This is a genomic window from Paenochrobactrum pullorum (assembly GCF_041929845.1).
Taxonomy (GTDB): Bacteria; Pseudomonadota; Alphaproteobacteria; order Rhizobiales; family Rhizobiaceae; genus Paenochrobactrum; species Paenochrobactrum pullorum.
In genome coordinates this window covers 18,875-45,837 of record NZ_JBHEEH010000006.1, presented here as the reverse complement: position 1 = coordinate 45,837, position 26,963 = coordinate 18,875, and the positions used below count along the sequence as shown (strand labels likewise).

Annotated in this window: 25 protein-coding genes and 1 tRNA gene; 22 read left to right on the top strand and 4 right to left on the bottom strand. The window is 49.2% G+C overall.

Features of this window, described 5'->3' with window-relative positions:
* The first annotated feature begins 63 nt into the window (after window positions 1–63).
* The 14 genes from ruvC to JNC77_RS10565 all read left to right on the top strand — a co-directional run bounded on the left by ruvC (window position 64) and on the right by JNC77_RS10565 (window position 15,063).
* Window positions 64–579: a crossover junction endodeoxyribonuclease RuvC gene (gene ruvC, locus JNC77_RS10630; RefSeq protein ID WP_374832262.1), complete on the top strand. Its 516-nt coding sequence runs from the start codon at window positions 64–66 to the stop codon at window positions 577–579.
* A 14-nt stretch (window positions 580–593) separates the two neighbouring features.
* Window positions 594–1,211 carry a Holliday junction branch migration protein RuvA gene (ruvA, locus tag JNC77_RS10625; RefSeq protein ID WP_374832260.1) on the top strand — a complete coding sequence of 206 codons (618 nt, stop codon included), beginning with the start codon at window positions 594–596 and terminating at the stop codon, window positions 1,209–1,211.
* Window positions 1,212–1,251: 40 nt separating this feature from the next.
* On the top strand, window positions 1,252–2,289 hold the full coding sequence (gene ruvB / locus JNC77_RS10620) for a Holliday junction branch migration DNA helicase RuvB (protein ID WP_374832258.1): 1,038 nt from the start codon (window positions 1,252–1,254) through the stop codon (window positions 2,287–2,289).
* 2 nt (window positions 2,290–2,291) lie between these two features.
* Entirely contained in the window at window positions 2,292–2,762 is a 471-nt protein-coding gene (gene ybgC, locus JNC77_RS10615; RefSeq protein ID WP_374832256.1) for a tol-pal system-associated acyl-CoA thioesterase, read from the top strand.
* Between the two features lie 428 nt (window positions 2,763–3,190).
* Window positions 3,191–3,901 (top strand): protein TolQ, encoded by a 711-nt coding sequence (tolQ, locus tag JNC77_RS10610; RefSeq protein ID WP_374832254.1) that lies wholly within the window; start codon window positions 3,191–3,193, stop codon window positions 3,899–3,901.
* 52 nt (window positions 3,902–3,953) lie between these two features.
* Window positions 3,954–4,403, top strand: coding sequence for a protein TolR (tolR, locus tag JNC77_RS10605; protein ID WP_374832252.1), 450 nt, complete (start codon window positions 3,954–3,956; stop codon window positions 4,401–4,403).
* Window positions 4,404–4,410: 7 nt separating this feature from the next.
* Window positions 4,411–5,478 carry a cell envelope integrity protein TolA gene (gene tolA / locus JNC77_RS10600; protein ID WP_374832250.1) on the top strand — a complete coding sequence of 356 codons (1,068 nt, stop codon included), beginning with the start codon at window positions 4,411–4,413 and terminating at the stop codon, window positions 5,476–5,478.
* 159 nt (window positions 5,479–5,637) lie between these two features.
* On the top strand, window positions 5,638–6,909 hold the full coding sequence (tolB, locus tag JNC77_RS10595) for a Tol-Pal system beta propeller repeat protein TolB (RefSeq protein ID WP_374832460.1): 1,272 nt from the start codon (window positions 5,638–5,640) through the stop codon (window positions 6,907–6,909).
* A gap of 356 nt (window positions 6,910–7,265) precedes the next feature.
* On the top strand, window positions 7,266–7,760 hold the full coding sequence (gene pal / locus JNC77_RS10590) for a peptidoglycan-associated lipoprotein Pal (RefSeq protein WP_374832248.1): 495 nt from the start codon (window positions 7,266–7,268) through the stop codon (window positions 7,758–7,760).
* 230 nt (window positions 7,761–7,990) lie between these two features.
* A complete protein-coding gene (gene ybgF / locus JNC77_RS10585) occupies window positions 7,991–8,986 on the top strand; it encodes a tol-pal system protein YbgF (RefSeq protein WP_374832246.1) in 996 nt (331 codons plus the stop codon).
* Window positions 8,987–9,005: 19 nt separating this feature from the next.
* On the top strand, window positions 9,006–10,403 hold the full coding sequence (tilS, locus tag JNC77_RS10580) for a tRNA lysidine(34) synthetase TilS (protein ID WP_374832244.1): 1,398 nt from the start codon (window positions 9,006–9,008) through the stop codon (window positions 10,401–10,403).
* A 100-nt stretch (window positions 10,404–10,503) separates the two neighbouring features.
* Window positions 10,504–12,441: an ATP-dependent zinc metalloprotease FtsH gene (gene ftsH, locus JNC77_RS10575; RefSeq protein WP_374832242.1), complete on the top strand. Its 1,938-nt coding sequence runs from the start codon at window positions 10,504–10,506 to the stop codon at window positions 12,439–12,441.
* Window positions 12,442–12,709: 268 nt separating this feature from the next.
* The gene (gene glmM / locus JNC77_RS10570) at window positions 12,710–14,062 is read left to right on the top strand and encodes a phosphoglucosamine mutase (protein WP_374832240.1); all 1,353 of its coding nucleotides are present in this window, start codon (window positions 12,710–12,712) and stop codon (window positions 14,060–14,062) included.
* A 203-nt stretch (window positions 14,063–14,265) separates the two neighbouring features.
* Complete coding sequence (locus JNC77_RS10565) at window positions 14,266–15,063, top strand: outer membrane protein (protein ID WP_374832238.1); 798 nt, start codon at window positions 14,266–14,268, stop codon at window positions 15,061–15,063.
* A gap of 64 nt (window positions 15,064–15,127) precedes the next feature.
* Here the strand turns inward: JNC77_RS10565 and JNC77_RS10560 are convergent, their stop codons facing one another.
* The gene (locus JNC77_RS10560; protein ID WP_374832236.1) at window positions 15,128–15,379 is read right to left on the bottom strand and encodes a GlsB/YeaQ/YmgE family stress response membrane protein; all 252 of its coding nucleotides are present in this window, start codon (window positions 15,377–15,379) and stop codon (window positions 15,128–15,130) included.
* A 217-nt stretch (window positions 15,380–15,596) separates the two neighbouring features.
* Here JNC77_RS10560 and JNC77_RS10555 point away from each other — a divergent pair, with 217 nt between their 5' ends.
* From JNC77_RS10555 to JNC77_RS10535, 5 genes are all read left to right on the top strand, one after another.
* Window positions 15,597–16,772: a phosphoserine transaminase gene (locus JNC77_RS10555; protein WP_374832234.1), complete on the top strand. Its 1,176-nt coding sequence runs from the start codon at window positions 15,597–15,599 to the stop codon at window positions 16,770–16,772.
* A gap of 102 nt (window positions 16,773–16,874) precedes the next feature.
* Complete coding sequence (gene serA / locus JNC77_RS10550; protein ID WP_374832232.1) at window positions 16,875–18,476, top strand: phosphoglycerate dehydrogenase; 1,602 nt, start codon at window positions 16,875–16,877, stop codon at window positions 18,474–18,476.
* A 7-nt stretch (window positions 18,477–18,483) separates the two neighbouring features.
* Window positions 18,484–19,002, top strand: coding sequence for a GNAT family N-acetyltransferase (locus JNC77_RS10545; protein ID WP_374832230.1), 519 nt, complete (start codon window positions 18,484–18,486; stop codon window positions 19,000–19,002).
* Window positions 19,003–19,156: 154 nt separating this feature from the next.
* Window positions 19,157–20,446, top strand: coding sequence for an adenylosuccinate synthase (locus JNC77_RS10540; RefSeq protein WP_374832228.1), 1,290 nt, complete (start codon window positions 19,157–19,159; stop codon window positions 20,444–20,446).
* A 175-nt stretch (window positions 20,447–20,621) separates the two neighbouring features.
* Complete coding sequence (locus JNC77_RS10535) at window positions 20,622–22,088, top strand: transcriptional regulator (RefSeq protein ID WP_374832226.1); 1,467 nt, start codon at window positions 20,622–20,624, stop codon at window positions 22,086–22,088.
* Window positions 22,089–22,171: 83 nt separating this feature from the next.
* Here JNC77_RS10535 and rpoH read toward each other — a convergent pair whose 3' ends face one another.
* Entirely contained in the window at window positions 22,172–23,101 is a 930-nt protein-coding gene (gene rpoH, locus JNC77_RS10530) for an RNA polymerase sigma factor RpoH (protein WP_374832224.1), read from the bottom strand.
* A 317-nt stretch (window positions 23,102–23,418) separates the two neighbouring features.
* Complete coding sequence (locus tag JNC77_RS10525; protein WP_374832222.1) at window positions 23,419–24,456, bottom strand: RluA family pseudouridine synthase; 1,038 nt, start codon at window positions 24,454–24,456, stop codon at window positions 23,419–23,421.
* Between the two features lie 24 nt (window positions 24,457–24,480).
* On the opposite strand from JNC77_RS10525, the gene JNC77_RS10520 reads away from it, so the two are divergent.
* From JNC77_RS10520 to JNC77_RS10510, 3 genes are all read left to right on the top strand, one after another.
* Window positions 24,481–24,951 (top strand): hypothetical protein, encoded by a 471-nt coding sequence (locus JNC77_RS10520; protein WP_374832220.1) that lies wholly within the window; start codon window positions 24,481–24,483, stop codon window positions 24,949–24,951.
* A 229-nt stretch (window positions 24,952–25,180) separates the two neighbouring features.
* Window positions 25,181–25,255, top strand: a tRNA-Glu gene (locus JNC77_RS10515).
* A 144-nt stretch (window positions 25,256–25,399) separates the two neighbouring features.
* A complete protein-coding gene (locus JNC77_RS10510) occupies window positions 25,400–25,825 on the top strand; it encodes a Fur family transcriptional regulator (RefSeq protein ID WP_374832458.1) in 426 nt (141 codons plus the stop codon).
* 68 nt (window positions 25,826–25,893) lie between these two features.
* Here the strand turns inward: JNC77_RS10510 and JNC77_RS10505 are convergent, their stop codons facing one another.
* Complete coding sequence (locus JNC77_RS10505; protein ID WP_374832456.1) at window positions 25,894–26,835, bottom strand: PAS domain-containing sensor histidine kinase; 942 nt, start codon at window positions 26,833–26,835, stop codon at window positions 25,894–25,896.
* Window positions 26,836–26,963 lie beyond the last annotated feature (128 nt).

The following is a 26,963-nucleotide window of genomic DNA, read 5'->3' as shown; positions in this document are numbered from 1 at the left end:
ATTTGTTTCTCTTTTGTTCACATTTGTGCTGTTAACTGAGTGCAATAGAGCTAGAGTGAACATATGAAACAGGCGATTCGCATCATTGGCATTGATCCGGGCTTGCGCAATACCGGTTGGGGTATTGTCGAGTCACTGGGTAATTCTTTGCATTTTATTGCATCCGGCACGATTAAATCCGATGCAAAGCTCGATCTGGCCTCGCGCTTGTGCCAGTTGCATGAAGGCTTGGCCAAAGTTCTGCACGAGCATTGCCCGCATGAGGCAGCCGTTGAACATACATTCGTCAATAAAGATGCGACTGCGACCTTGAAATTGGGGCAGGCGCGCGGCATTGCGCTGCTGGCACCGGCGCAGGCCGGATTGCCTGTGGCCGAATATGCGCCCAATGCCGTTAAAAAGGCGGTGATCGGCGTTGGTCACGGCGAAAAACAGCAAATTCACATGATGGTCAAAGTTTTAATGCCGCGCGCGCGTTTTGATACAAGTGATGCAGCGGATGCCTTGGCAATTGCCATTTGTCATGCGCATCATCGTGAAAGTCTGATTGGAAGCCTGCGGATAGCCGCAAGCGCTTGATTAAGGATTGTTGAATGATTGGCAAGCTTAAGGGCGTTGTGGATGAAATTGCCGAAGATCACGCCATCATTGATGTGCATGGGGTCGGCTATGTGGTTTTTTGCTCGGCGCGCACATTGGGCAATCTGCCCTCAACCGGTGAAGCAACCATTTTGCTGATTGAAACCTATGTGCGTGAAGATGCTTTGCGCTTGTTTGGTTTTGGCACTGCCTTGGAGCGTGAATGGTTTCGCTTGTTGCAAAGCGTGCAAGGGGTGGGGGCGAAGGTGGCGCTTGCGGTTCTTGGTGCTTTGACCCCGTCTGAACTTGCCAATGCGATTGCGCTGCGTGATCTGGCGATGTTGAGCCGTGCACCGGGGGTTGGCAAAAAAGTGGCCGAACGTCTGGTAACAGAATTGAAGAATAAAGCGCCGGCTTTTGCAGGTGAGGCATCCGGCTCGATGGGACTGAAACAAGAAATTGGCGAAGGCGTTGCATCCAGTGCAGTGAGGGATGCGGTGTCTGCCCTTGCCAATCTTGGCTATTCGCGCGAGCAGGCAGCCAATGCTGTGGCGGCAGCCATCAAACAGGTTGGTGATGATGCCGATTCGGCCAAACTGATCCGGTTGGGCTTGAAGGAATTGTCGCAGTGAGTGTTGATTTGATTTTCACTTCACGTGTAAGGCGTTAAGTATGGATGATACAGATCGTTTGATTTCGCCGGATAAACGTGGTGAGGACACTGACGTGGCCATGCGCCCGCAATCGCTTGACGATTTTGTCGGCCAAGCAGCGGCGCGTGCCAATTTGAAAGTGTTTATCGAAGCGGCGAAAGTGCGTGGCGAAGCACTTGACCATGTGCTGTTTGTCGGCCCTCCCGGATTGGGTAAAACGACGCTGGCACAAATCATGTCGAAAGAGCTTGGCGTGAATTTTCGCTCAACATCGGGGCCAGTGATTGCCAAGGCTGGCGATCTGGCAGCACTTTTGACCAATCTGGAAGACCGTGATGTTTTGTTTATTGACGAAATTCATCGCTTGAGCCCTGCGGTTGAAGAAATTCTCTATCCGGCAATGGAAGATTATCAGCTTGATCTGATCATCGGCGAGGGGCCGGCGGCACGGTCGGTTAAAATTGATCTCGCCAAGTTTACACTTGTTGCGGCAACCACGCGTTTAGGGCTGTTGACCACGCCTTTGCGTGATCGTTTCGGTATTCCGGTGCGGCTTAATTTCTATACGGTGGAAGAGCTGGAATATATTGTGCGCCGTGGTGCGCGCTTAATGCAAATGCCGATTGCCGATGATGGCGCGCGTGAAATTGCACGCCGCGCACGCGGCACACCGCGTATTGCCGGTCGTTTGTTGCGGCGTGTGCGTGACTTTGCGCTGGTGGCAAAAGTGGATGTCATCGACCATAAAATTGCCGATGAAGCTTTGTTGCGCTTGGAAGTTGATGAGCGCGGGCTCGACCAGCTTGACCGCCGTTATCTTGATATGATCGCGCGCAATTTTGGTGGCGGACCGGTCGGTATTGAAACCATTGCGGCGGGTTTGTCAGAGCCACGTGATGCGATTGAAGATATTATTGAGCCATATTTGATCCAGCAGGGCTTTTTGCAGCGCACTCCGCGTGGTCGTGTTTTGACCCATATTGCCTGGGAGCATATGGGCTTGCCGACACCAACGGATATGGCGCAGTCGCAATTCGGACTATTCCAGGAAGACTAAGCATGACCGAGACAAAATCAGCCAGTGAAACAATCAGTGAGGCGATTGCCGGTGAATTGCATGCAAACGGGCATCGTCTGTTGGCACGGGTTTATTATGCCGATACAGATTTTTCCGGCGTGGTTTATCATGGTCGTTATCTGGAATTTTTCGAGCGGGGGCGTACCGACTTCTTGCGTTTGAAAGGTGTGCATCACACCGAGCTTGCGGCAGGTTCGTTGGGTGAAGAACTGGTCTGGGTTGTGCGACGGATGGAGATTGACTTTAAATCTCCGGCAAAAATTGATGATCTGTTGCTGATTGAAACCAAAGTCGCCGATGTTAGTGGCGCGCGTATTCATATGCAGCAGAAAATCACTTGCGAGGGCAGGCTGTTATGCGCGGCTTTGGTTGAAGCGGTGATGATTACGAAACAGGGCAAGCCGCGCCGCTTTCCGGCAGAATGGCGAGACGCGTTTTTGGTATCCCAATAAGCGCAATTCGCGGTGCTGTATAAGCAAAACTTGCAAAGTGCTGGCTTCAGGCGACGATTTTAGAGTCAAAATGATTCAAAAATCACGGTTTTTTTCAAGTTAATGCGAATCGTAACCCATCTTTAACCATAATAATTCATTATTCATGCTGACGGAATCGGTTGGAATGAAGGTTTTTGCGTAACGCCTTCGTTTCACCAAAATTAACCGTAACAAGGCAATGGGTCAGTGAGGCTGTAGTGATGATGCGACAGTGGTCAGAAGTTGCTGCGGACGATGTTGGTTTTGCGTGCGGCGACTGCATACTGATTGTTTAAAGTTTGCGCAAAAAGAATTCTCACCCGTTTGATGCGGGATGAAACGAAGATGATTTTGCGAGCCGCCCGGTCAGATAAAGCCGGGCGTTTGGATTCGAGGACGGTGTACTTATGGAAAATGTAGCGCTCGCAGCTCCCACTGCTGATGTTACACTTTGGGGCCTGTTTATGCAGGCAAACTGGGTCGTAAAATTTGTGATGCTTGGTCTTCTGGCAGCTTCTGTCTGGACCTGGGCGATCATTATTGACAAGTCCCTCAGCTACACCCGCGCGCGCCGTGCGCTGGATCGTTTTGAGCAGGCTTTCTGGTCTGGTCAGTCACTGGAAGAGCTTTATCGCAATTTGGGCGAGCGAACGACCACGGGCATGAGCGCAATTTTTATGGCGGCCATGCGGGAGTGGAAGAAATCCTTTGAAAAAGGCGCCCGTTCCCCAATTGCATTGCAGATGCGTATTGATAAAGCCATGGATGTGGCGCTGGCGCGTGAAAACGACATTTTGGAATCCCGCTTGGGCTTTTTGGCAACCATTGGTTCGGCCGCACCATTTATCGGTCTGTTCGGTACGGTTGTTGGTATTATGAGCTCGTTCCAGGCGATTGCAGCTTCTAAAAACACAAACCTCGCAGTTGTTGCACCTGGTATTGCTGAAGCGCTGCTTGCAACAGCTATTGGTCTTCTTGCAGCTATTCCGGCGGTTATTGCCTACAATAAACTGTCGGGCGATGCGGCAAAAATCACCGGTAGGCTCGAAGGCTTCGCTGATGAGTTTTCTGCCATACTATCGCGCCAAATTGATGAAAAGCTCACACCTCGCAATTGAGGTTTTGTGAAAGCTTTCATGTGAAGACGTATTTGAAGTTCAGGAAATAATCATGGGCATGTCGGTTGGTAATCAGGGAATGTCAGGCGGGCGCCGCCGGCGCGGACGTAAGAAAGCTCTTATGAGCGAAATCAACGTCACGCCGTTTGTTGACGTGATGCTGGTGCTGTTGATCATCTTCATGATTTCGGCGCCATTGCTGACGGTTGGTGTGCCTATTGATCTGCCTGACACACAGGCTAAAGCCATGAATGCAGATACGCAGCCGATCACTGTTTCGGTTAATGATAAAGGCGAGATTTATTTGCAGGAAACTGAAGTAGCAATGGATGAAGTTGTTGCCAAATTGGAGGCAATTTCCAAGACCGGTTACGATGAGAGAATTTTTGTGCGCGGTGATAAATCCGCCGATTACGGCACCGTGATGAAGGTCATGGCACGTATTTCCGCCGCCGGTTTTAAAAATATCGGCTTGGTCACCCTCCAGGAGCAGGATAGCTGACGGTATCATGAAGGCCGGGCTCACATCCTCCGTGGTTATCCACGTTGCAATTATCGGTATGGGATTGGTTACATTCTCATCGCCGCGGGCGTTTGACGTCTCTGATTCAGAAGCTTTTCCTGTCGATATCGTGCCGATTGAATCGATTACGCAGGTTCAGCAAGGTGAGAAATCAGCACCTAAGAAAGAATTTTCTGCGCCAAAGCCTACCACGAAACCGCAAGCCGTTGATCAGGCTGAAAATGTCGGTGATCAGGACATTGATCTGAAAACGCCGCCACGACCAGATGAAAAACCGAAAAACGTGGAAACGGCAGATGCGGCAAAAGCCGAACCTAAGCCTGCCGATAAACCGGAACTAAAACCTGAGCCGAAGCCTGATCCGGCACCAGAAACAAAACCACAGCCGGTGCCAGCCACTGAAGTGCAGCAAAAGCCTGAGCCGAAGCAGGAGGTTAAACCTGATCCGGTAGCAGAAGCCATTGACAAGCAGGCGGAAATCGCGCTCGACAATACGCCGAAACTGCCGGAAAATGTGCCGACCCCTCAGGCCAAGCCGCAGCCACCGCAGGCACAGACTGCCAAAACACCGGATCGTAAACCGGTTGAGGAACCTAAGAAGACTGCAAATAACAGCGCATCGTCACAGGAAAAAGACGCAATCGCTGATGAAGTGGCAGCCCTTTTGAACCGTGAAAAAGCAGCCGGTGGCGGTGCTAAACGCTCAACCGATCAGGCGTCGCTCGGTGCTAAAAAGACCACTGGTGGCTCGAAGCTGAGCCAGAGCGAAATGGATGCATTGCGCGGCCAGATCCAGCGTTGCTGGAACGTGCCTGCCGGTGTGGCCGATGCGCACGGTCTGGTCGTGACAGTGAAAATGCGTCTGACCGAAAGTGGCGAGATTGAAGGGGCACCTGTGGTGACTTCAGGCGGCGCTGATAGTGGTGTCGGGCGAGTGGCTGCTGAAAGCGCCAAACGTGCAGTGATGCGTTGCGCACCATATAATCTGCCACGCGATAAATATGATTCATGGGCCGATGTGATTGTGAACTTCGACCCGAGCGAGATGTTCTAAGTAAGCATAATGTGCTGCCGTTTTTGAAGAATGGCAGCAGATAGCGAATAACTGAGCAGTTGAAACGATTTTTGAAATAAGACAGATGAGGCCCCGGTCATCATGAAAAACAAGATCATGAAGATAAAAATACGGACGATCTTTGCAGCTGTCGCTGTAATGGTCACCGCCAGTATGGCCGCGACTTTGCCGGCACGCGCGGTTGTTGAGATCAATATTAACAAAGGTAATGTGGAGCCGCTGCCGATTGCTGTGACTGACTTTCTCTCCGGAGATCAGTTGGGTGCCAATATTTCGGCAGTGATTGCTGCTGATCTGGAGCGATCAGGTCTCTTTTTGCCAATCGATAAAAAAGCTTTTATCGAAAAAATTTCCAACCCGGATGCCGCTCCACGCTTTGAAGACTGGAAGGTCATCAATGCACAGGCTCTGGCCACAGGCCGTATCACCAAACAGCCGGATGGCCGTTTGAAAGCAGAGTTTCGTCTTTGGGATACATTTGGCGGACAGCAGCTCACCGGCCAGCAGTTTTACACCACACCAGAAAACTGGCGCCGAGTAGCGCATATTATTGCCGACGCGATTTATGAACGCCTGACCGGTGAAAAAGGCTATTTCGATACCCGCATCGTTTATATTGACGAATCCGGCTCTGCTTCCAAGCGCGTCAAGCGTCTGGCGATTATGGATCAGGACGGTGCGAATGTGCGCTATCTTTCCGACGGTCGCGATATGGTGCTGACACCACGTTTCTCGCCAAACCGTCAGGAAGTGACTTATATGTCCTTTAGCGGTGATCGTCCACGCGTTTATTTGTTGCAGTTGGAAACCGGTCAGCGTGAAGTAGTTGGTAACTTTCCCGGCATGACCATTGCCCCGCGCTTCTCGCCCGATGGCCAGAAGGTCATCATGAGCTTGTTGCAGGATGATGGCAGTGCCAATATTTACACGATGGATCTGCGTTCACGCACCACCACACGTTTGACCAATTCACAGGCGATCGACACTTCTGCGTCTTACTCGCCTGATGGTTCGAAGATCGTATTTGAATCTGACCGCGGCGGCCGACAGCAGATTTATGTGATGGGTGCCGATGGTTCCAATCCGCAGCGTATTTCCTTTGGTAATGGTAGCTATTCCACACCGGTCTGGTCACCACGCGGCGATCTGATTGCCTTTACCAAACAGTCGGGCGGCCAGTTTTCCATTGGTGTGATGAAGCCTGATGGTTCTGGCGAGCGTTTGCTGACCACAGGTTTCCATAATGAAGGCCCGACATGGTCGCCAAATGGTCGTGTGCTGATGTTCTTCCGTCAGCCACGTGGTGCAGGTGCCAAGCTTTACACTGTCGACGTTACAGGACGTAACGAACGCCAGATCCAGACCCCGAATGGCGGTTCAGATCCGGCATGGTCGCCACTGCTCGAATAGTCGCGGTCACAACTAAAAAAATCAAAGTGGGGTTTGTTTAAATTTTAGCCTAACCCCGTTTTTAAAAAGCTCAAAGTCTACGACAGTGCCGATTATTTTCTAACCATTGCGAACATGTAAGCGTTTGAGGCTTATATGCAACGCTTGCTAAAATGCGAACATTATTGAATAATGAAGGCCGTATTTGCTTTAAACAGGCCGTTTTTCTGCCTTAATTACCCTTCATGTGCAGATCGAAGCGCGACTGGATAAAGTAGTCGTAATAAAATGTTAACCTTACTTTTTCAGCATAATTTAACCTCAATATGATTATTGGGCTCTAACGCTGAAACATTAACTTTAAGGAGCTTCGGCCCATGCGCCGTTTCCAGTCGATAGCCCGTAGCCCGCTTATTATGGCTCTTTTCATGACACTGGCAGTTGCCGGTTGCGCATCAAAGAAAAACCTTCCCAACAATGCCGGTGACCTTGGTCTTGGCGGAGTGGCCACCCCTGGTTCCCAGCAGGACTTCACGGTGAATGTTGGCGACCGCATTTTCTATGATCTGGATTCGTCGGTTATTCGCGCAGACGCACAGCAGACCCTGACCAAACAGGCACAGTGGCTTGCTCGTTACCCACAATATTCGATCACCGTTGAAGGTCACTCGGATGAACGCGGCACCCGTGAATACAACTTGGCACTGGGTCAGCGTCGTGCAGCAGCTGCACGTGATTTCCTCGCCTCCCGCGGTGTAGCAACCAACCGTATGCGTACCATTTCTTATGGTAAAGAACGTCCGGTTGCAGCATGTGACGATATCTCTTGCTGGTCACAGAACCGCCGTGCGGTTACTGTCCTGAACCAGTAATTTAAACGGTCAGCTGTAAAAGCAGCTGGTTGTATGTGAATATGAGTGATAAAAAAGCGGCTCTTGAGCCGCTTTTTTTATTTTTTACATGATTAAGTCGATGGCTAACAAACTTTAGCCGAATTCAACTTACTCATGATATGGAATGAAAGATCGCCGTTCATGAGCTGTTAATTTTGTGATTGGCGGTAATTTGAAACAATCAGTCCATTGCATGAGGCAAGCAGGGAATGAAAACTTTGACCAAACATATGACCATCACGGTGGCAATGCTGTCGCTTTTGGCCAGTAGCCCGGTTTTTGCCGCTGGCGCCGGCATGAGGGTGGAACCGGTTCGCGACGGTCTTGTTCAATTAGCACAGGCTGCTGATCCGCGCGTCAGCCAGTTGCAGGAACAGGTGCGTGATCTTTCCGGCAAGCTGGAAGAACTGAACTTCCAGATTCTGCAAATGCAGGAGCAAATGCGCAAGCAGCAGGAAGATAACGAATATCGCTTTGAAGAGCTGGAAAAGAAAAAACAGACTGACGCTGGCGGTGCATCCGGCAGTAAGGCAGCTTCTGTTGCTCCTTCCACACAAAAAGACATGGCGGCGGCATCGGAAGATGCCGCGTCAACCTCTGAAAAATCCACCGATGCAAATAGCGCCGATTCCGTGGCTATTGGTTCCAGTGCTGATCACTCCCAGCAAGGCAGTGGTACACCTCCACGCCAATTGGGTTCAATCCGCATGGATGCCAATGGCAATGTAATCGGCGAGACAATGGATGTAGAGCCGGAATCAGTGCCGGAAGAAGCTTCGCGCCTTGGTCGGGAAACGGCATCAATTGTTCTACCGGATGCTGATAATCCCAATGCACTTTATGAGGCGGCTTACCAATATATTTTGTCCGGCGATTATAAAGCGGCCGAGGCAGGATTTCGCGCCCATATTGATCGCTATCCGGCTGATCCGATGACAGCAGATGCGCGTTATTGGTTAGGGGAGGCACTCCTTGGGCAAAAACGCTTATCAGAAGCGGCAAGCGTTTTTATTGACACACAGCGCGACTATCCTGATTCGAAGCGTGGTGCAGAAAACATGCTAAAACTTGGCATTACCTTGCAGGCGATGGGCAATCATGATGTAGCTTGCGCTACATTTGCACAAATTCCTTCGCGTTATCCAAGTTCAACTCCCGCGGTTATGGCCAGTATAGATAAGGCGAAAGCAGCAAGCGGTTGTTAAGTGCAGTTGCGTGACCATTATGGAAAGCATCTGCAACCAACTAAATTTGGAAAATGAGAAGGCAATTATTGCAGCTGTTTCAGGCGGCAGTGATTCAATTGCACTTCTCGTATTGTTGCAAGACTATTTGAACCAATTAGCAGTGACACAAGCCGTGCCGCAATTGGTGGCGGTGACTGTTGATCATGATTTGCGGGCAGAATCAGCGGCTGAAGCGCAAGCGGTTGCGCAATTTTGTGCTGAACGAAAAATCTGGCATATCACCAAGCTTTGGAACGCAGACAAACCTGTCACGGGAATTTCCGTCGCCGCACGCGAGATGCGTTATCATTTATTGATGGAGGCAGCACGTGAGGTTGGCGCTTCGATGATTTTTACCGGTCACAGTCAGGATGATCAGGTAGAAACTTATATCATGCGCCAATCACGCCAAACAGCTACGATGGACGGCAGCATGCCGGATATGCGCGGCCTTGCTGGTATGGCAGCTTTTAGTTTGCTTGCAAAAGAATTTTTGCTGGTGCGCCCTTTATTGCATATGCGCCGCGAAGCTTTGCGCGATCAATTGAGAGCCAGAAATATCGGCTGGATTGATGATCCAACCAATTTAGACATTCATTATGAGCGACCGCGCATCAGGCAAACCTGCAAAGAAAGTGAACATGTTCACTTTCTGGAATTAATCGGTCAGGCTGTGCAAAAACGGCAAAAGATTAATCAGCAGGCGGTTGATTATTGGGATGAGCATTCCGAGCTTTTGCTACAGGTTGCGCCTGATATAGCTTTGCTTGACAGGGAGCTTTTGGCTAAGCTGCCGCGAGAAGCAGCTTCGGTTTTTATTGGTTTTGTTCTGGCGCTGACAGGTGGCCGAAATCTTCTGATCCGCACACAAGATCGCAATCGCATTTTAAAACAAATGCTGGCAGCAGAGATGGCATCAAAGCGTATGAATTATGCTGGTTGCATTATTGAAACAGGTGTGCGCCATCATCGCATCTGGCGTGAGCAGCGTCATTTACCGGTGATTATTGTTGAGCCTCAATCTGTTGAATTATGGGATCAGCGATATTTGATTGAGAATAAGACAGATGAACCGGTAGAACTTGGCCCTGTCGGGATGCAAGATTTTCATGTTTTTTGCTTGAACTATGGTTTGAACCGACAGGATTTTTTCCAGCCTGCAGTCTTTTCTTCTCCCGGTCTTTATATAAAGAATCAGTTGTGCGCTTTACCTGCATTGGGTTTGGGTGGCGTTGAAATGGGTGATATTTCCGTCTCGAAACACTATGCATTGCTGGATAATGTGTTGACGGGGCATGATTTTATACTGGCAGAACGTTTTTATCGACAATTCAATGGCGATGAACTTAACCCTGTCGCAAATATTTGCAGAAAGTTTCATAAGAATCGACTTTGATTGTGCAGATTGCCTTGGCAATGCCGTTGTTCGACCCTATGTTACTGTTTGAATATTGTTCCGGATTGCAGGAACGTCGAGGTTATCGATTGGACCCGTTATGAACCCGAATTATCGCAACTTCGCCCTCTGGGCGATCATTGCTCTACTTTTAATCGCTCTGTTCAACCTGTTTCAGAGCCCCGGTCAGCGCACGGCATCGCGTGAAATTCCCTATTCGCAATTTATAGATGATGTGTCCAACGGACGCGTTAAATCTGTAACAATTACCGGCCAGCGCGTTTCCGGCTCTTACGGCGATAATAGTTCGACATTCCAGACCTACTCACCGGGTGATACTGGTCTTGTGTCGCGTTTGGAAGAAAAGGGTGTGACAATTACTGCGCGCCCTGAAAGCGACGGTTCCGGTTCACTGTTTGGTATTTTGCTGTCATGGCTGCCGATGATCCTGATCTTGGGTGTATGGATTTTCTTCATGCGCCAGATGCAGGGTGGTTCACGCGGGGCTATGGGTTTCGGAAAATCAAAAGCAAAATTGCTGACCGAAGCACATGGTCGTGTGACCTTTAAAGATGTGGCCGGCGTTGATGAAGCCAAAGAAGATCTGGAAGAAATTGTAGAATTCTTGCGCGATCCGCAGAAATTCCAGCGCCTTGGTGGTAAAATTCCGCGCGGTGTTTTGCTCGTGGGCCCTCCGGGAACCGGTAAAACCTTGCTGGCACGTTCTGTTGCCGGTGAAGCCAATGTACCATTCTTTACGATTTCCGGTTCAGACTTCGTGGAAATGTTTGTGGGTGTTGGTGCCAGCCGTGTCCGCGACATGTTCGAACAGGCGAAGAAAAATGCGCCTTGCATTATCTTCATCGACGAAATTGACGCTGTCGGTCGTCATCGTGGCGCAGGTCTTGGCGGAGGTAATGATGAGCGCGAACAGACATTGAACCAATTACTGGTTGAAATGGATGGTTTTGAAGCCAATGAATCGATCATCCTGATCGCGGCTACCAACCGTCCCGATGTTCTTGATCCTGCACTTCTGCGTCCGGGTCGTTTTGACCGTCAGGTTGTGGTGCCAAATCCGGATGTAACCGGACGTGAGCAGATATTGAAAGTGCATGTGCGTAATGTGCCTCTTGCTCCGAATGTCGATCTGAAAATACTTGCGCGCGGTACACCTGGTTTTTCCGGTGCTGATCTTGCCAATCTTGTCAATGAATCTGCTTTGATGGCTGCGCGTCGCAATAAACGTCTTGTCACTATGCAGGAATTTGAAGACGCAAAAGACAAGATCATGATGGGCGCGGAGCGTCGTTCTTCTGCAATGACGCCGGAAGAAAAGACGAATACCGCTTATCATGAAGCCGGTCATGCGATTGTTGCACTTAATGTGCCGAAAGCGGATCCGTTGCATAAAGCAACCATTATTCCGCGTGGCCGTGCACTGGGTATGGTGATGCAATTGCCGGAAGGTGATCGTTATTCGGTAACCTATACTTGGATGATTTCGCGCCTTGCCATCATGATGGGTGGCCGTGTGGCGGAAGAGCTGAAATTTGGTAAGGAAAATGTCACTTCCGGTGCATCTTCCGATATTCAGCAGGCAACCAAACTGGCCCGTTCAATGGTGACCCAATGGGGATATTCCGACAAGCTTGGCTATGTAGCCTATGGTGAAAATCAGGAAGAAGTCTTCTTAGGCCATTCAGTGGCAAGAACACAGAATGTCTCGGAAGAAACCGCCCAGATTATTGATGCTGAAGTCCGTCGTTTGATTGATGAAGCTTATGCAGAAGCAACCCGTATCATGACAGAAAAGCGTGAAGACTGGATTGTTCTTGCTGAAGGTCTTCTCGAATATGAAACGCTTTCAGGTGATGAGATCAGAAATTTGTTGGCTGGTAAAAAGCCGAGCCGTGATGCTGGCGATGACACACCAACCCGTGGTTCAGGTGTGCCGAAGGCGGGCGCCACTGCTCCTAAAAAGGGTGGCGAAGCAGGCGATGAAGGCCATATTGAGCCGGAACCACAGCCAAACTAATTTAAAAAGGCCGGTTTATCCGGCCTTTTTTATTGCCTGTTTGAATATGAAATCAGTTTTTATCTTTTTTTGTATTTTTGTCTTTACGGGCAGAGCATTGATTAATATGAGTTTTATGAATGTAAGTGGTATTATTAAAGCAATTAATATAATTCCATATTTTCATTGAAAAAGAGTGTTATTGCCGTTTTGCGGCAGTTCTGCGATAAAATGCGCAATTACTGACCGTTGATATTTCATCCGGCAGCTCACGGGATAAGGCGAAATCATGAGTCGCAAATATTTTGGTACAGATGGTATCCGCGGAAAAGCCAATAGTTTTCCGATGACGCCCGATATCGCTATGAAAGTGGGCATGGCAGTCGGACATCTTTTCCGCAATTCCGGTCAGGCGCGTCGCGTCGTCATTGGTAAGGATACGCGCCGCTCCGGTTATATGCTGGAAAATGCGCTTGTCGCAGGTTTTACCGCCACCGGCATGGATGTGTTTTTGTTGGGGCCAATCCCGACCCCTGCTGTCGCCATGCTTTGCCGTTCATTACGTGCTGATATCGGTGTGATGATTTCTGCCTCGCATAATCCGTTTTATGACAACGGCATCAAACTTTTTGGCCCGGACGGTTTCAAGCTTTCAGATGCTCTCGAACTCCAGATCGAAAAAATGATTGATGAAGATATGAGTTCGCTTCTGGTCAGTCATGGCGATGTGGGTAAAGCCAAGCGCGTTGATGGCGATATTTACCGCTATATCGAATTTGCCAAACGCACATTACCACGCAACCTTTCTCTGGAAGGTTTGAGAATTGTTGTCGATTGCGCCAATGGTGCTGCCTATAAAGTAGCACCTGCCGCTCTTTGGGAATTGGGTGCTGAGGTCATTACCATTAATGACAAACCGAATGGCATCAATATCAATGAAGATTGTGGCTCGACCCATCCGATTGGTCTGATTCGCAAAGTTCATGAAGTCCGCGCCGATGTGGGTATTGCACTTGACGGTGATGCTGACCGTGTGCTTTTGGTGGATGAAACTGGAACCGTAATTGACGGTGACCAGTTGATGGCGGTGATTGCGCAGTCCTGGGCGCGGAGTGGTCGTTTGCAAGGTGGCGGCATTGTTGCCACCATCATGTCCAATCTTGGCCTAGAGCGTTTCTTGGGCGATCATCATTTGTCGCTGGCGCGCACCAAAGTAGGTGATCGTTATGTGGTTGAGCATATGCGTGCCAATGGTTTTAATGTTGGTGGCGAGCAGTCCGGACATATTGTTTTGTCGGAGTTTTCGACAACCGGCGATGGTCTTGTCTCAGCATTGCAGATTTTAGCCTGTGTGCAGGAAGAGGGACGACCTCTGAGCGAAGTCTGTCGCAAGTTTGAACCGGTGCCGCAATTGTTGAAGAATGTGCGTTTTAGCGGCGGCAAACCGCTGGAAAATAAGCAGGTGAAATCAGCGATAGAAGATGCGCAAAACAGATTGGGCGATAATGGACGTCTGGTCATTCGTCCGTCCGGTACCGAACCTTTGATCCGTGTGATGGCCGAAGGTGATGACCGTCAACTGGTTGAAACAGTGGTCGATGACATCATCAATGTGATTTCTTCAATTAGAACAGCTGCTTGAATTGAAATTGATCAATATTTTTTAATTCGCCGGATGATCACTCATGTGATTATCCGGCATTTTTTATAGCTGTTGTCTATCAGTAAACCTTAATATTTATGGTAAAAAAACAAGGTTAAGCAGCGTTTAACTTTTTAACGGTAAGGTAGCCTCAAAATAGATTGTTGCATCGTTTCGCGATGTTACACAGTGGTGAGGCAGATATGAAACATACTCTGAAATATGGCTTAACGGTCACAATAGCATTAATTGGCTCCGCGAGTTTTTCAACGATCTCGCAAGCTGCAGATATCATTGAACCACCGGTCATTGAATTGCCCCCTCAGCCGGTTTCAACCGGTGGTTGGTATCTGCGTGGTGATGTCGGTTATTCGAAAACCAAGTATCGGGGTGCGAAGTTTCCGACCTACACGACAGATAATAATTGTGGTGATCCTTGTGTGATTCAAGGTGACGACGGCCATGTTTCAGGTAAATTGAAGGGTTCTTTCCTTGTCGGTGGTGGTCTTGGTTATCAAGTAACCGATTATTTCCGTACTGATCTGACACTGGATTATACCACCCGCTCATCTTTTGACGGAAGCCGTGGTACATGGTGCGGTGGCAACAGATGTAGTTCATCAGACAGCAGCAAAATGTCTGCCCTGTCATTGCTGGCAAATGCTTATATTGATATTGCCAATATTAACGGCTTCACCCCTTATGTGGGTGCTGGTATCGGTGGAACTTATGTCAAATGGGGTAATGTCATTCAGCAGAATCCAGGACAGGCCAATCCGATTGAGCTGGATGGTGCTTCTAACTGGCGTTTCACTTGGGCACTGATGGCCGGTGCATCATATGATCTGACACATAATCTGAAACTTGATGCCGGTTATCGCTTCCGTCATGTCAATGGCGGCAAGATGAGCGAAGGTGCATATTCAAATGGCCCTACCTATGACAAGGGCTTCAATATTCATGATGTTCGTGTTGGTCTGCGTTATCAATTCGACAATTGATTGTTGAACTGCATATACAAAAAAAGCAGGCCGTTAAGCCTGCTTTTTTTTATGATTCGTTTTATTAGCGCCTGACAGCGCGTCCAATCGCAATCAGGATACAGGCACCAATAAAGCCGGCAATCAGATAGCCGATCCAACCTGTGAGAATAATGCCGAAAAGACCGAGCAGGAAATTGGCAACGACCGCACCGATGATGCCTAAAATAATGTTCATGAAAACACCGTTGTTGCTTTTCATGAACATTTCGGCCAGCCAGCCAGCCAGACCACCAATGATAATCGCTGCAATCCAGCCGATTTGTGCATCTTCCATGAAGTGTCTCCCGCTATTGTTGAATTAAGCTTGTTGTTTGAAGATAACGTAAGACCGGCATGTATGGTTCCCTCAGTTTTTAAATAAACTGCACTTATTGCGTAGTTTTAAATTATTTTATTAAGCATCTTGCGCTTGAGGTCTGTTTCCAGTATCTCGGTAAGTGGGCCACGTCTCCCCAACGAGACGCGTGCTATCTGTGAGGATAGGAAACAACATGACCACGATTACGAAGCCGGACACCCGTCCGCTTAATCCTAATTTTTCTTCTGGTCCCTGTGCAAAACGTCCCGGCTGGTCGCTTGACGCGCTCAGTGGTGCACCTCTTGGCCGTTCGCATCGTGCGAAAATCGGCAAGAGCAAGCTGAAACAGGCGATCGACCTTACCCGTCAAGTTTTGAACGTCCCTGCCGATTATCGTATCGGCATTGTCGCGGCATCTGATACCGGCGCTGTTGAAATGGCGCTTTGGTCTATGCTTGGCGCGCGCGGCGTTGACATGGTTGCATGGGAAAGCTTCGGTGCCGGTTGGATCACTGATGTTGTCAAACAACTCAAATTAGAAGATACCCGCGTATTTGAAGCGCCATATGGTGAAATCGTTGATTTCGCTCAAGTCGACTTTGATCGCGATGTTGTCTTTACCTGGAACGGCACCACTTCGGGTGTGCGCGTTGCCAATGGTGATTTTATTCCGGCAGACCGCAAAGGTCTGACCATTTGTGATGCGACTTCTGCTGCCTTTGCACAAGATCTCGCATTTGAAAAGCTCGATGTCGTTACTTTTTCGTGGCAGAAAGTGCTGGGTGGCGAAGGTGCGCATGGTATTATTATTTTGTCACCGCGCGCGGTCGAGCGTTTGGAAACTTATAAGCCAGCATGGCCGCTGCCTAAGATTTTCCGCCTCACGAAAGGCGGCAAGCTGATTGAAGGTATTTTTGCCGGTGAAACCATCAACACGCCTTCGATGCTCTGCGTTGAAGATTATATTGATGCACTGGAATGGGCGCAGAACATTGGTGGTTTGCAGGCTTTGATCGGCCGTGCTGATCGCAATTTTGCAGCGCTTGATGCTTTTGTTGAAAAGACCCCTTGGATTGCCAATCTGGCTGTGAAGCCGGAAACCCGCTCCAACACCTCTGTCTGCCTGACCATTGTTGATGAAGCTGTGCTGGCACTGCCGGCCGATCAGCAGGCAGCTTTTGCCAAGGGTATTGTTTCTGTCCTGGAAAAAGAAGGCGTTGCCTTTGATATCGGTGCTTATCGCGATGCACCTTCGGGCTTGCGTATCTGGGTTGGTGCCACAGTAGAGACATCGGATGTCGAAGCTTTGACGCATTGGCTCGAATGGGCTTTCCAGAGCCAAAAAGCTGCCCTCAAGCAGGCTGCTTAATCAAGCTTTTCAAAAGTGGGATGGTAACTGAGTTGGGACTTTTATCATCACCGCTTTTTCTCACATTTCCTTATTTGCAAAAATTCAGTGATGGAGGCCATGATGGCACCGCGCGTATTGGTATCTGATAAATTATCACCAACTGCTGTTCAGATCTTTAAAGATCGCGGCGTTGAAGTGGACTATTTGCCTGATCTTGGCAAAGACAAAGAAAAACTGCTGGAAGTGATCGGCCAGTATGATGGTCTGGCGATCCGTTCCGCCACCAAAGCGACGGAAAAACTGATTGCTGCGGCAACCAATCTTAAAGTGATTGGCCGCGCCGGTATTGGTGTTGATAATGTGGATATTCCGGCTGCATCGCGCCGTGGTATCATTGTCATGAATACGCCTTTTGGTAATTCGATCACCACTGCGGAACATGCGATTGCATTGATGTTTGCAGTTGCCCGCCAATTGCCGGAAGCGGATGTTTCGACACGCGCAGGTAAATGGGAAAAGAACCGTTTTATGGGTGTTGAAATCACCGGTAAAACATTGGGTGTGATTGGTTGCGGTAATATTGGTGCGATTGTTGCTACCCGCGCCATTGGCCTCAAAATGAATGTGGTGGCTTTTGATCCGTTCTTGTCGGAAGGCCGGGCGAAAGAGCTGGGCGTTGAGAAAGTTGATCTCGACACATTGCTGGCACGCGCTGATTTCATCACGCTGCATACACCACTGACCGATAAAACCCGCAATATCATCAATGCGGAAAATCTGGCCAAAACCAAAAAAGGTGTACGCATTGTCAATTGTGCCCGTGGCGGACTGATTGTTGAAAAAGATCTGATCGAAGCATTGAAATCCGGTCAGGTTGCGGGTGCGGGTGTCGACGTTTTTGAAGTTGAGCCTGCAACCGAAAACGAACTTTTCAACCTGCCGAATGTTGTTTGCACTCCTCATTTGGGCGCTTCAACATCTGAAGCACAGGAAAATGTGGCTTTGCAGGTTGCCGAACAAATGTCGGATTACCTGATCAAGGGCGCTGTTACCAATGCGATCAACATGCCGTCGATTACAGCAGAAGAAGCACCGTTGCTCAAGCCTTTTGTCAAACTGGCTGAAGTGCTTGGTGCTTTTGTGGGGCAAGTGACCGACGAACCTATTCAGGAGGTTGAAATCCTGTTTGATGGTGCGACTGCCAATATGAACACCCGTGCTTTGATGAGTGCAGCATTGGCTGGTCTCATTCGCCCGCAGGTATCGGACGTCAACATGGTTTCGGCGCCGATTATGGTCAAAGAACGCGGCATTATTGTTTCCGAAGTGAAGCGTGATAAATCCGGCGTCTTTGACGGCTATATCAAGCTGACAGTTAAAACCACATTGCGCGAGCGCTCCATTGCCGGTACTTGCTTCTCTGATGGCAAGCCGCGCTTTATCCAGATTAAGGGTATTAATTTGGATGCGGAAGTTGGTCGTGATATGCTTTATGTCACCAATGTCGACATTCCGGGCATGATTGGTTTGCTGGGTACAGTGTGCGGCAAGCATAAAGTTAATATTGCAAACTTTGCTCTGGGACGCGATAAGCCGGGCGGTGACGCAATTGCATTGCTTTATGTTGATGGTCCGATTCCGCCGGCAATGCTGGAAGAACTGGCTGAACAGCCTGCCATTAAAGCAGCGCGTCCGCTGGAATTTAATGTTGAAGAAAACTGATTAAGAAATGAGAGACGGGATGGAACAATTTGTATGGCGCAACATGCGTGACACGGATGTGTTTGCTGTCACTGACGTCGCGAATAGTGTTCATCCCGATTTCCCTGAAGATGTTTCTGTTTTTCAGGATAGATTCGATCTTTATCCGGCAGGTTGTTTCGTGCTGGAAGCTGATAATCACATTGCCGGTTATGGCATCAGTCATCCGTGGGCTTTGAATGAAGCACCTGTATTAAACTCTTTATTGCAGGTTTTGCCCCAAAATGCTTCGAGCTATTATTTACATGATGTAGCGCTGACCGAAATGGCGCGCTCCGGCGGTAATGCTTCCAAATTATTGAAATTGATGGTGCAACAGGCACAAAATGATGGCTTTGACGCCATGGCGCTGGTAGCCGTCAACGGCTCGCGTCCGTTCTGGGAACGACAGGGATTTTCTGTTCGTGATGTGGCAGCACTTGCCCAAAAACTGAAATCTTATTCGGATGATGCGCATTATATGGTGCGTCTTCTCGACAATATTTAGATTTTTTTCTTCATTTAGCGCAATCAAGAGTCGCGCTTTTCTTAATCTGTCTGTATAGAGACGAGGGATCAGCACCTTGTTGTTCAAACCAAGTGTGCGTTGATCCTTGGATTTCTTTTTTCACGGGCAAAATCCGGACCAAGGAGTTTCTTCAATGGCAAATGTGGTTGTCGTCGGGTCGCAATGGGGCGACGAAGGCAAAGGTAAAATCGTCGACTGGCTGTCGGAACGTGCTGATGTCATCGTGCGCTATCAGGGTGGCCATAATGCCGGCCATACGCTCGTCATTGATGGCACGAGCTATAAATTGTCGCTGCTGCCTTCAGGGCTTGTGCGCGGTAAGCTCAGCGTTATCGGCAATGGTGTTGTGGTTGATCCGCACCATTTTGTTATGGAAATTGAAAAACTGCGTGCACAGGGTGTCGACATCAATCCTGAAGTGTTGCGCGTTGCTGAAAATGCACCGCTGATCTTGTCGATCCACCGCGATCTGGATGCGATGCGTGAAGGCGCGACCGAAGGTCTGAAAATCGGCACTACCAAGCGCGGTATTGGCCCGGCCTATGAAGATAAAGTGGGTCGCCGTGCGATTCGCGTCATCGATCTGGCAGAACCGGAAACATTGCAGCCGAAAGTCGAACGCCTGCTGGCGCACCACAATTTGCTGCGTCGCGGCATGGGACTGGAAGAAATTGCAGTTGAAACCATTCTGGAAGAACTGACTTCAGTTTCAGAACAGATTCTGCCTTATATTGATCAGGTCTGGCGCTTGCTGGATGAACGCCGCAAGGCTGGTGATCGTATTCTGTTTGAAGGTGCGCAGGGCGCGCTTTTGGACAATGACCACGGTACCTATCCGTTTGTGACTTCATCAAACACCGTTGCCGGTCAGGCTGCTGCTGGTTCGGGTCTTGGCCCAACAGCAATCGGTTATGTTCTGGGTATCACCAAAGCTTACACAACCCGTGTCGGCGAGGGGCCTTTCCCGACTGAGCTCGACGATGAAATCGGTCAGTTTTTGGGTGAAAAAGGCCATGAATTTGGCGTTGTTACCGGTCGTAAGCGTCGTTGTGGCTGGTTTGATGCGGTGATTGTGCGTCAGACAGTGCGCACTTCCGGCATTACCGGCATTGCATTGACCAAGCTGGACGTGCTCGACGGACTTGATGAAATCAAAATCTGCGTAGCCTATGAGCTGGATGGCAAGCGCATTGATTATCTGCCGTCTTCGATGGGTGCGCAGGCACGTGTGAAGCCGATTTATGAAACATTGCCGGGCTGGTCAGAAACCACTGCCGGTGCGCGCAGCTGGAATGAACTGCCGGCACAGGCCGTTAAATATGTTCGTCATATTGAAGAGCTGATCGGTGCGCCGGTGGCGATGCTTTCAACAAGTCCAGAACGTGAAGATACTATTCTGGTAACTGATCCGTTTCATGACTAAGATTGAGCCATGACTTCGATTAAAAGCCCCGTTTCAGAACAGAAACGGGGCTTTTTCTATAAAAAAATCCGGCTATCTGTCGTTTAAGTATGGTCGGCTCTTTGCTTTTGTTCAATAATTATGATTATTGGATGGTTTATCCCATATCTTTTACAGAGAGTTCGGGCTTGATAGCATGGCAGATTTTGTAGCGGTACTAAAGAAGACGATTGACGCGCAGGCAGATCCCACACCTGAATTGCGTCAACGCGTCTATGCAAAAGCACGCGCGACGATCGAGCAGAAACTGGTAACAGCCAATGCGCCTGAATCGGTTTCGATACGTCAGCGTCAGATGCTGGAAGATTCGATCAAAGAGGTCGAAGCATTTTATGCCCCAGCACCGGTTGTTGAACCAGAGCCGGAAATCGAGCCGGAAACCAAATTTGAGATCGAGCCGGAAATTACAAAACCTGCTGATCCGCTTGAGGACTTCTTAAGCGAAAGCGCATCAAGTGCAGAAAGCGATGAGGGGACTTTAACCGCCGCTCCTGATTTTACTGCCGGTAATCGTGATAAAGACCAAGACACAATTGCAGGCAATGGCTCATTGCCGGATGTCGATCTTGATAAAGATCGCTTGGCAGACAGTAGCTCCAAGCCGCGCTCCCCGCGTAAACCCGCTTTCAATGACGCATTGGAAGACAAGCGCACCCATAAAGGTTTGATCATTGGTTTGATTGCTGCATTTGTGATTGGTGGCGGTGGTTATGCAGCCTATGTTAATAAAGACACGTTGAGCGAACTGGCTTCAAGCCTTGGTCGTGGTGAGCCGGATGCACCTGTTGCAGGCGGTACAGATACACCTGCTACGACCGACAAGCCTGAGACACCCGATATTGGCGGTGGTACCGAGACCGGCACCGGCACTGAAGCGCCGGATGCACCAGAGCCAAAGCTGACACAACGTCTCTTGCCGGATGGCACGGAAGTGGATGAGGGCCCGGCGGGTGGTGTTGCTTCTGATCTGGCCGAAGGTAAATCGACTACAGCGCTGAACCAGAATTCAGCGACCGGTCAGGCTCCTGTCAGTTCCGGTGGTACCGAGCAAGCTGGTGCAGGTGTTGCGGTCGGACAAAAAGCATTCTTCTATGAAGAACGCTCCGGCGCTGAAGATGGCTCGGCACAGTCTGGTAGCGTTGTCTGGTCGGTGGTGCAGGATTCGCCGGGTGATGGTGAGCCGGAAGAGCCTGCTATCCGTGCGGAAGTCACCATTCCCGATACGCAGATGCGCATGCAGATGACTATCCGCCGCAATGCGGACAAATCATTACCTGCCAGCCATTTGATTGAGATGATGTTCTTTGTACCGGACGATTTCTCTGGTGGTGTCGTTGATAATGTTCAGCGTATCACCTTCAAGGATACAGAGCAGGCAGCCGGTAATCCGCTGATCGCGATCTCATCGAAGATTGCTGACAACTTTTTTATCGTAGCACTCAATGATGCACGTACTGCTGTTGATACCAATCTGTCGTTGATGCGTCGTTTACAGTGGGTGGATATTCCGATCACTTATCGCAATGGCCGCCGCGCGCTGCTGAGTCTGGAAAAAGGCGTACCGGGTGAGAAGGTCTTTAATGACGTGCTGAAAAGCCAGTAAGGTTTTTCAAGCTGGGTTGAGACAAAATAAAAGGCCGCGAAAGCGGCCTTTTTAATATGCGGAAATTTAAGAACAGTCAGGCTTTAAGCATTAGCCTGATTGCTGATTGCTCCCATCGCCTGATTTTGTGTAGCCTGATGTTGGCTGAGTGCTGCTGCTTGTACAGCTTCCTGCACTTTTTCAAAGGCGCGCACTTCAATCTGGCGCACACGCTCGCGGCTGATGTTGAATTCGGCAGAGAGCGCTTCAAGTGTCACCGGTTCGTCAAGCAGACGACGTGCGTAGAAAATACGCTGTTCACGCTCGTTGAGATTGCTCATTGCCTGTTCCAGCATCGCACGACGGTTTTCGAGCTCGTCCTGCTCAATCAGCATGGTTTCTTGACTGTCGCTGTTATCAACGAGCCAATCCTGCCATTCACCTGATTCGCCTTCAGAAGCGCGGATCGGCGCGTTGAGCGAAGCATCACCCGACAAACGGCGGTTCATCGACACAACTTCTTCTTCACTCACATTTAGCTTTGTAGCAATATGGGCAACCTGATCAGGGTTCAGATCACCGTCATCCAGCGCCTGAATTTTGCTTTTCATTTTACGCAGGTTGAAGAACAAGCGTTTCTGATTGGCGGTGGTGCCCATTTTGACAAGGCTCCACGAGCGTAAAACATATTCCTGAATGGAAGCCTTGATCCACCACATCGCATATGTGGCAAGACGGAAACCACGTTCCGGCTCAAACTTTTTAACGGCCTGCATCAGGCCGACATTGCCTTCGGAGATAACCTCACCGATCGGCAAACCATAACCACGATAGCCCATGGCAATTTTGGCAACCAGTCGCAAATGGCTGGTGACCAGTCTATGGGCAGCTTTCGGGTCGGCATGTTCATGATAACGCTTGGCCAGCATATATTCTTCTTGCGGCTCAAGCATTGGGAAACGACGAATTTCTTCGAGATAACGGGTAAGTCCACCGTCACCGGAAGTGATACTTGGAAGATTGACCTGGGCCATGAAGCACCCTCCTTCTTGGTTGCAGGCTCCCATTTGGCAAGCCCGGCTTACCGGTGCAAATTGCCAACCGGTTTTAGATTACAGTATAGACTGAAATCAGGCGAAAAAACGATTAAAAGAAATGCACAGTCTGTCACTCTTTCGTTAACGCTCACGTCTGACAAAAGTTCCATTGTTTTTGATTTTGATGAATAGACGGGAACAGTGTTCATACGTCACTGCTTGATATGACAGGTGAAGCCATATGTTTTGGTAAACTATACTTACAAGTAGGAATAAAAAAACTGCCTTCAAGGGATGAAGGCAGTTTTTAATTATCAACCGTGCTGATCTTTGCGGAATTGATCAATCAGATTTTGAAAGTCATCCGGCAAGGGGGCTTCAAAACGCATCAATCGCTCATCAGCGGGATGGGCAAAGGCGAGCAGACGGGCATGAAGTGCCTGACGCGGGAATTTCTGCACCGCTTCGCGCAGATCGTCCGGCAGCTTGTTGGCTTTGGTTTTAAAAGCCCCGCCATAATCATTGTCCCCGACAATTGGTGTGCCGGTATAGGTCATGTGGACACGAATCTGGTGGGTTCTGCCGGTCTCCAACTGGCATTCGACGACAGAGGCAAGCGCTGTGGCATCTTCTTTTGCGGCAAAGCGTTCCAGCACTGTGTAATGGGTCACAGCATAGCGTGCGTCTTCGCGATCTTCTTTGACGACCGCCTGCTTGGTGCGGTCGCGGCTGGAACGTCCAAGATAGGTTTCAATCGTGCCTTGCGGACGCTCCGGCAAGCCCCAGACAAGCGCCACATAGGCACGTTCCAGATCACCGGTCAGGCCGTGATCAGCAAATTGTGCCGATAAATGTTGATGCGTTTCATCATTTTTGGCAATCACCAGCACACCGCTGGTGTCTTTATCCAGGCGGTGGACAATGCCCGGACGCAACTCACCGCCAATTTGTGACAGATTATTGCCGCAATGATATATCAAGGCATTGACCAGGGTGCCGGTCATGTTTCCACTGCCCGGGTGGACGACAAGGCCGGCAGGTTTGTTGATGACAAGCACATCGTCATCTTCATAGAGAATGTCGAGAGGAATATTTTCTGCCTGGGGTTTTGTTGATTGCACTTCGTCAAGCGTGATGGTGACAACCATATCTTCGCGTAACTTGTGTTTGGATTCGCGAATTGTGGTTCCATTTACGGTTACACGTCCGTCGGCAATCAGTGCCTGAATGCGGTTGCGCGACAGGTCAGGGGCAAGCTCTGCGCTCAGCCACTGGTCTAATCGTTTGCCAACGGCGTCTGCTCCGGCAATTATCTCTTTCAATCGTCTCGTCCCTTCGTTATCACGCGGCATGGGTGCATGAACCGGAGTTATTGAATGCAGGATCCAAATTATCCTCGATATCAGAATCAACACGATCCACGATATGAGGAACAGCAAGCTTATTATCCCGATCCCAATCAGGAGCCACCACTTGATCCGGCCATGGAGCGCGTGAGGCGCAAGATGATCCGGTTACTGGCTGTCTCAATCGGAGTTATGCTTATTGGTCTTATGGCTGTGCTTGCAGCCGTTGTCTACAAAATCAATAAAGCGCCTGACACGCCGGAGCAAGAGGATCTGCGCTCCGATATTCCTGGACAGACTACTGTGGTACCGGAAGAACCGTTCAAGATGATTGAAACGCAAATTACGCTGCCAGAGGGCACAAGATTGCTGTCTCAAAGCCTGTCCGGCAATATGATTTCGCTTGAAACCCTGCTTCCTGACGGCGGGACGGAAATTATAGTCTATGATTTCAAAGAATCACGCATCGCTGCGCGTATGATTTTGGGTAATGTAGAATAATCAACAGGCGTTTTTGCAAGCTGGCCGCTGAAAATGATGAGTTTTGAGCGACGGCTTGTGTAAAAACTCAAAGAAATCAAAATAATCGGAAGAAAATGCATTTTTTTCCGATTATTTTTTCCAAAGCAGTTGCGCTTTGAAAATAAGCCGATTATATCGGCGTCACAGTCAAGTGATTGCCTCTCAAACGAAGCAGCTACTTTACTCACAAGCATCACAAGATGCGCGTGCGCCCATCGTCTAGCGGTTAGGACGCCGCCCTTTCACGGCGGAAACAGGGGTTCGATTCCCCTTGGGCGTACCATTTTCTTTCCTTTAAATTAAAGCATGACTTTTTATCACAAGATTTTGTGTGACCTTGCACATTTAAAAGATTGTATAAAATATTGTGCTTGATATTCCCTTGAGCATATTTGCAACAAGCGGCGTGTCGGTGCATAATCCGGCCATGAACACAATGACCACATCAAACGATTACGAACAGCAGCTTCGGCAGGCAGGCGTTAGAATTACACGTCAGCGACGGATTATTCTGAATATTCTTTCTGATTCGGAGGATCATCCCGATGCGCTGGAAATTTTCCGACGTGCTGTGGAAATTGATAACAGCATTTCATTGTCGACCGTCTATCGCACCATGAAATTGCTGGAGGAGCAGGGGGCAATCCACAGGCATGCTTTCAATGGCGGGCCATCACGCTTCGAACATGCCGGCTCAGAACATCATGACCATATTATTGATATGGAAAGTGGTGACGTCGTGGAATTCCATTCGGAAAAGATCGAGCGCTTGCAAGAAGAGATTGCGCGTGAGCTGGGTTATGAAATTGTTCACCATCGGCTTGAGCTTTATTGCCGTAAAATTGCAAAATAAATTTTCACATTATTGATGACATACGACGTTCTAACACTCAGTTGGGGCGAAGGGGCATTAAACCTTTTTCAAAGGTCGAAATGATTCTTGGCAATGGTCAGACGATAGGTGACACCCAATTCATTTTTCAAATATTCCGCTTTGCCATCAACCACGGAAGGAATAATGCGCTCTAAAACAGCAGAGCCAAAACGCGGCGGTGAACTTTCATCAATGGGGATGCTGTAAAAATCCGTTTCGTGCCATTCAAAGACGAGCTGATCATCGCCATTCGGTGTCTTGGCTGCTCTCATGCCAATGGTCACATGATTCTTGGATTGCGGATTAAGACCGCCATAGGATGTGGCATTGACGATCAACTCGTGCAGAGCCAAACCTAAATGTAAGGCGGCGCCCGGGAATAGATAAGGATTTTCGCCGGTGACGTGCAAACGACCGTCATTGATATGGGTATATTTTTCAACCTGTGAGCGGACGAGGTCGCGGAAAAGCGCGCCATGCCAATTGGAATCAGTCACCAAATCCTGAGACTGTGAAAGCGACTGGATACGCCCGCGGAATTTGTTCAGGAAACCGTCAATCGTATCCGTAAAGCGGGCGGTTTGTGCCGCAACACTTTGAATGATGGACAGAAGGTTTTTGGAGCGGTGGCTCACTTCCCGCAGTAAAGCTTTGAGTATCTGTTCACGCCGTTTTAATTCACTGATATCAACCATTGTCGTGAGAACACCGGCCAGCATACCATTGTCATGATAATCACAATCAATATAAAATTCATACCAACGTGAAGAATTACCGGTGTGAATGTTTAATTCCACCATTTGTGGCGTTGCAGTGGTGATCGCTTCTTCGCGCGCGGTTGCCAGTCTGGCCGCCGCTGCTTCACTCATCAGTGTTTGATCCGTACAACCATTAAACCATTTATCTTGCCATATAAGCGGCAGATTTTCCGACCATAAATATTCGAGGCTCGCTGATTGATAGAGGATGCATACGCGTGCATTTTTCATCGAACGGGAAAGCGAACGTAGTCGGGATAATTCACTTGGCTCTATGAGTTTAACTTGAACGCCTTCACTTGTGCCCCCCTCTTTCATAAGTGCAGTCATTCCACTTGTATTTGCTGTTGAGCTGAAAC

What these genes read in the sequence shown, in the direction of transcription:
- tolA (WP_374832250.1), top strand. Translation starts at nt 4,411, where the DNA reads ATGAAGGCCGGGCTCACATCCTCCGTGGTTATCCACGTTGCAATTATC.
- glmM (WP_374832240.1), top strand. Translation starts at nt 12,710, where the DNA reads ATGAGTCGCAAATATTTTGGTACAGATGGTATCCGCGGAAAAGCCAAT.
- ruvC (WP_374832262.1), top strand. Translation starts at nt 64, where the DNA reads ATGAAACAGGCGATTCGCATCATTGGCATTGATCCGGGCTTGCGCAAT.
- serA (WP_374832232.1), top strand. Translation starts at nt 16,875, where the DNA reads ATGGCACCGCGCGTATTGGTATCTGATAAATTATCACCAACTGCTGTT.
- JNC77_RS10520 (WP_374832220.1), top strand. Translation starts at nt 24,481, where the DNA reads ATGCAGGATCCAAATTATCCTCGATATCAGAATCAACACGATCCACGA.
- rpoH (WP_374832224.1), bottom strand. Translation starts at nt 23,101, where the DNA reads ATGGCCCAGGTCAATCTTCCAAGTATCACTTCCGGTGACGGTGGACTT.
- JNC77_RS10510 (WP_374832458.1), top strand. Translation starts at nt 25,400, where the DNA reads ATGAACACAATGACCACATCAAACGATTACGAACAGCAGCTTCGGCAG.
- JNC77_RS10525 (WP_374832222.1), bottom strand. Translation starts at nt 24,456, where the DNA reads ATGCCGCGTGATAACGAAGGGACGAGACGATTGAAAGAGATAATTGCC.
- ruvA (WP_374832260.1), top strand. Translation starts at nt 594, where the DNA reads ATGATTGGCAAGCTTAAGGGCGTTGTGGATGAAATTGCCGAAGATCAC.
- JNC77_RS10505 (WP_374832456.1), bottom strand. Translation starts at nt 26,835, where the DNA reads ATGAAAAATGCACGCGTATGCATCCTCTATCAATCAGCGAGCCTCGAA.
- ybgC (WP_374832256.1), top strand. Translation starts at nt 2,292, where the DNA reads ATGACCGAGACAAAATCAGCCAGTGAAACAATCAGTGAGGCGATTGCC.
- JNC77_RS10560 (WP_374832236.1), bottom strand. Translation starts at nt 15,379, where the DNA reads ATGGAAGATGCACAAATCGGCTGGATTGCAGCGATTATCATTGGTGGT.
- tolQ (WP_374832254.1), top strand. Translation starts at nt 3,191, where the DNA reads ATGGAAAATGTAGCGCTCGCAGCTCCCACTGCTGATGTTACACTTTGG.
- JNC77_RS10555 (WP_374832234.1), top strand. Translation starts at nt 15,597, where the DNA reads ATGACCACGATTACGAAGCCGGACACCCGTCCGCTTAATCCTAATTTT.
- ruvB (WP_374832258.1), top strand. Translation starts at nt 1,252, where the DNA reads ATGGATGATACAGATCGTTTGATTTCGCCGGATAAACGTGGTGAGGAC.
- ftsH (WP_374832242.1), top strand. Translation starts at nt 10,504, where the DNA reads ATGAACCCGAATTATCGCAACTTCGCCCTCTGGGCGATCATTGCTCTA.
- JNC77_RS10535 (WP_374832226.1), top strand. Translation starts at nt 20,622, where the DNA reads ATGGCAGATTTTGTAGCGGTACTAAAGAAGACGATTGACGCGCAGGCA.
- JNC77_RS10565 (WP_374832238.1), top strand. Translation starts at nt 14,266, where the DNA reads ATGAAACATACTCTGAAATATGGCTTAACGGTCACAATAGCATTAATT.
- tolR (WP_374832252.1), top strand. Translation starts at nt 3,954, where the DNA reads ATGGGCATGTCGGTTGGTAATCAGGGAATGTCAGGCGGGCGCCGCCGG.
- JNC77_RS10545 (WP_374832230.1), top strand. Translation starts at nt 18,484, where the DNA reads ATGAGAGACGGGATGGAACAATTTGTATGGCGCAACATGCGTGACACG.
- tolB (WP_374832460.1), top strand. Translation starts at nt 5,638, where the DNA reads ATGGTCACCGCCAGTATGGCCGCGACTTTGCCGGCACGCGCGGTTGTT.
- tilS (WP_374832244.1), top strand. Translation starts at nt 9,006, where the DNA reads ATGGAAAGCATCTGCAACCAACTAAATTTGGAAAATGAGAAGGCAATT.
- pal (WP_374832248.1), top strand. Translation starts at nt 7,266, where the DNA reads ATGCGCCGTTTCCAGTCGATAGCCCGTAGCCCGCTTATTATGGCTCTT.
- ybgF (WP_374832246.1), top strand. Translation starts at nt 7,991, where the DNA reads ATGAAAACTTTGACCAAACATATGACCATCACGGTGGCAATGCTGTCG.
- JNC77_RS10540 (WP_374832228.1), top strand. Translation starts at nt 19,157, where the DNA reads ATGGCAAATGTGGTTGTCGTCGGGTCGCAATGGGGCGACGAAGGCAAA.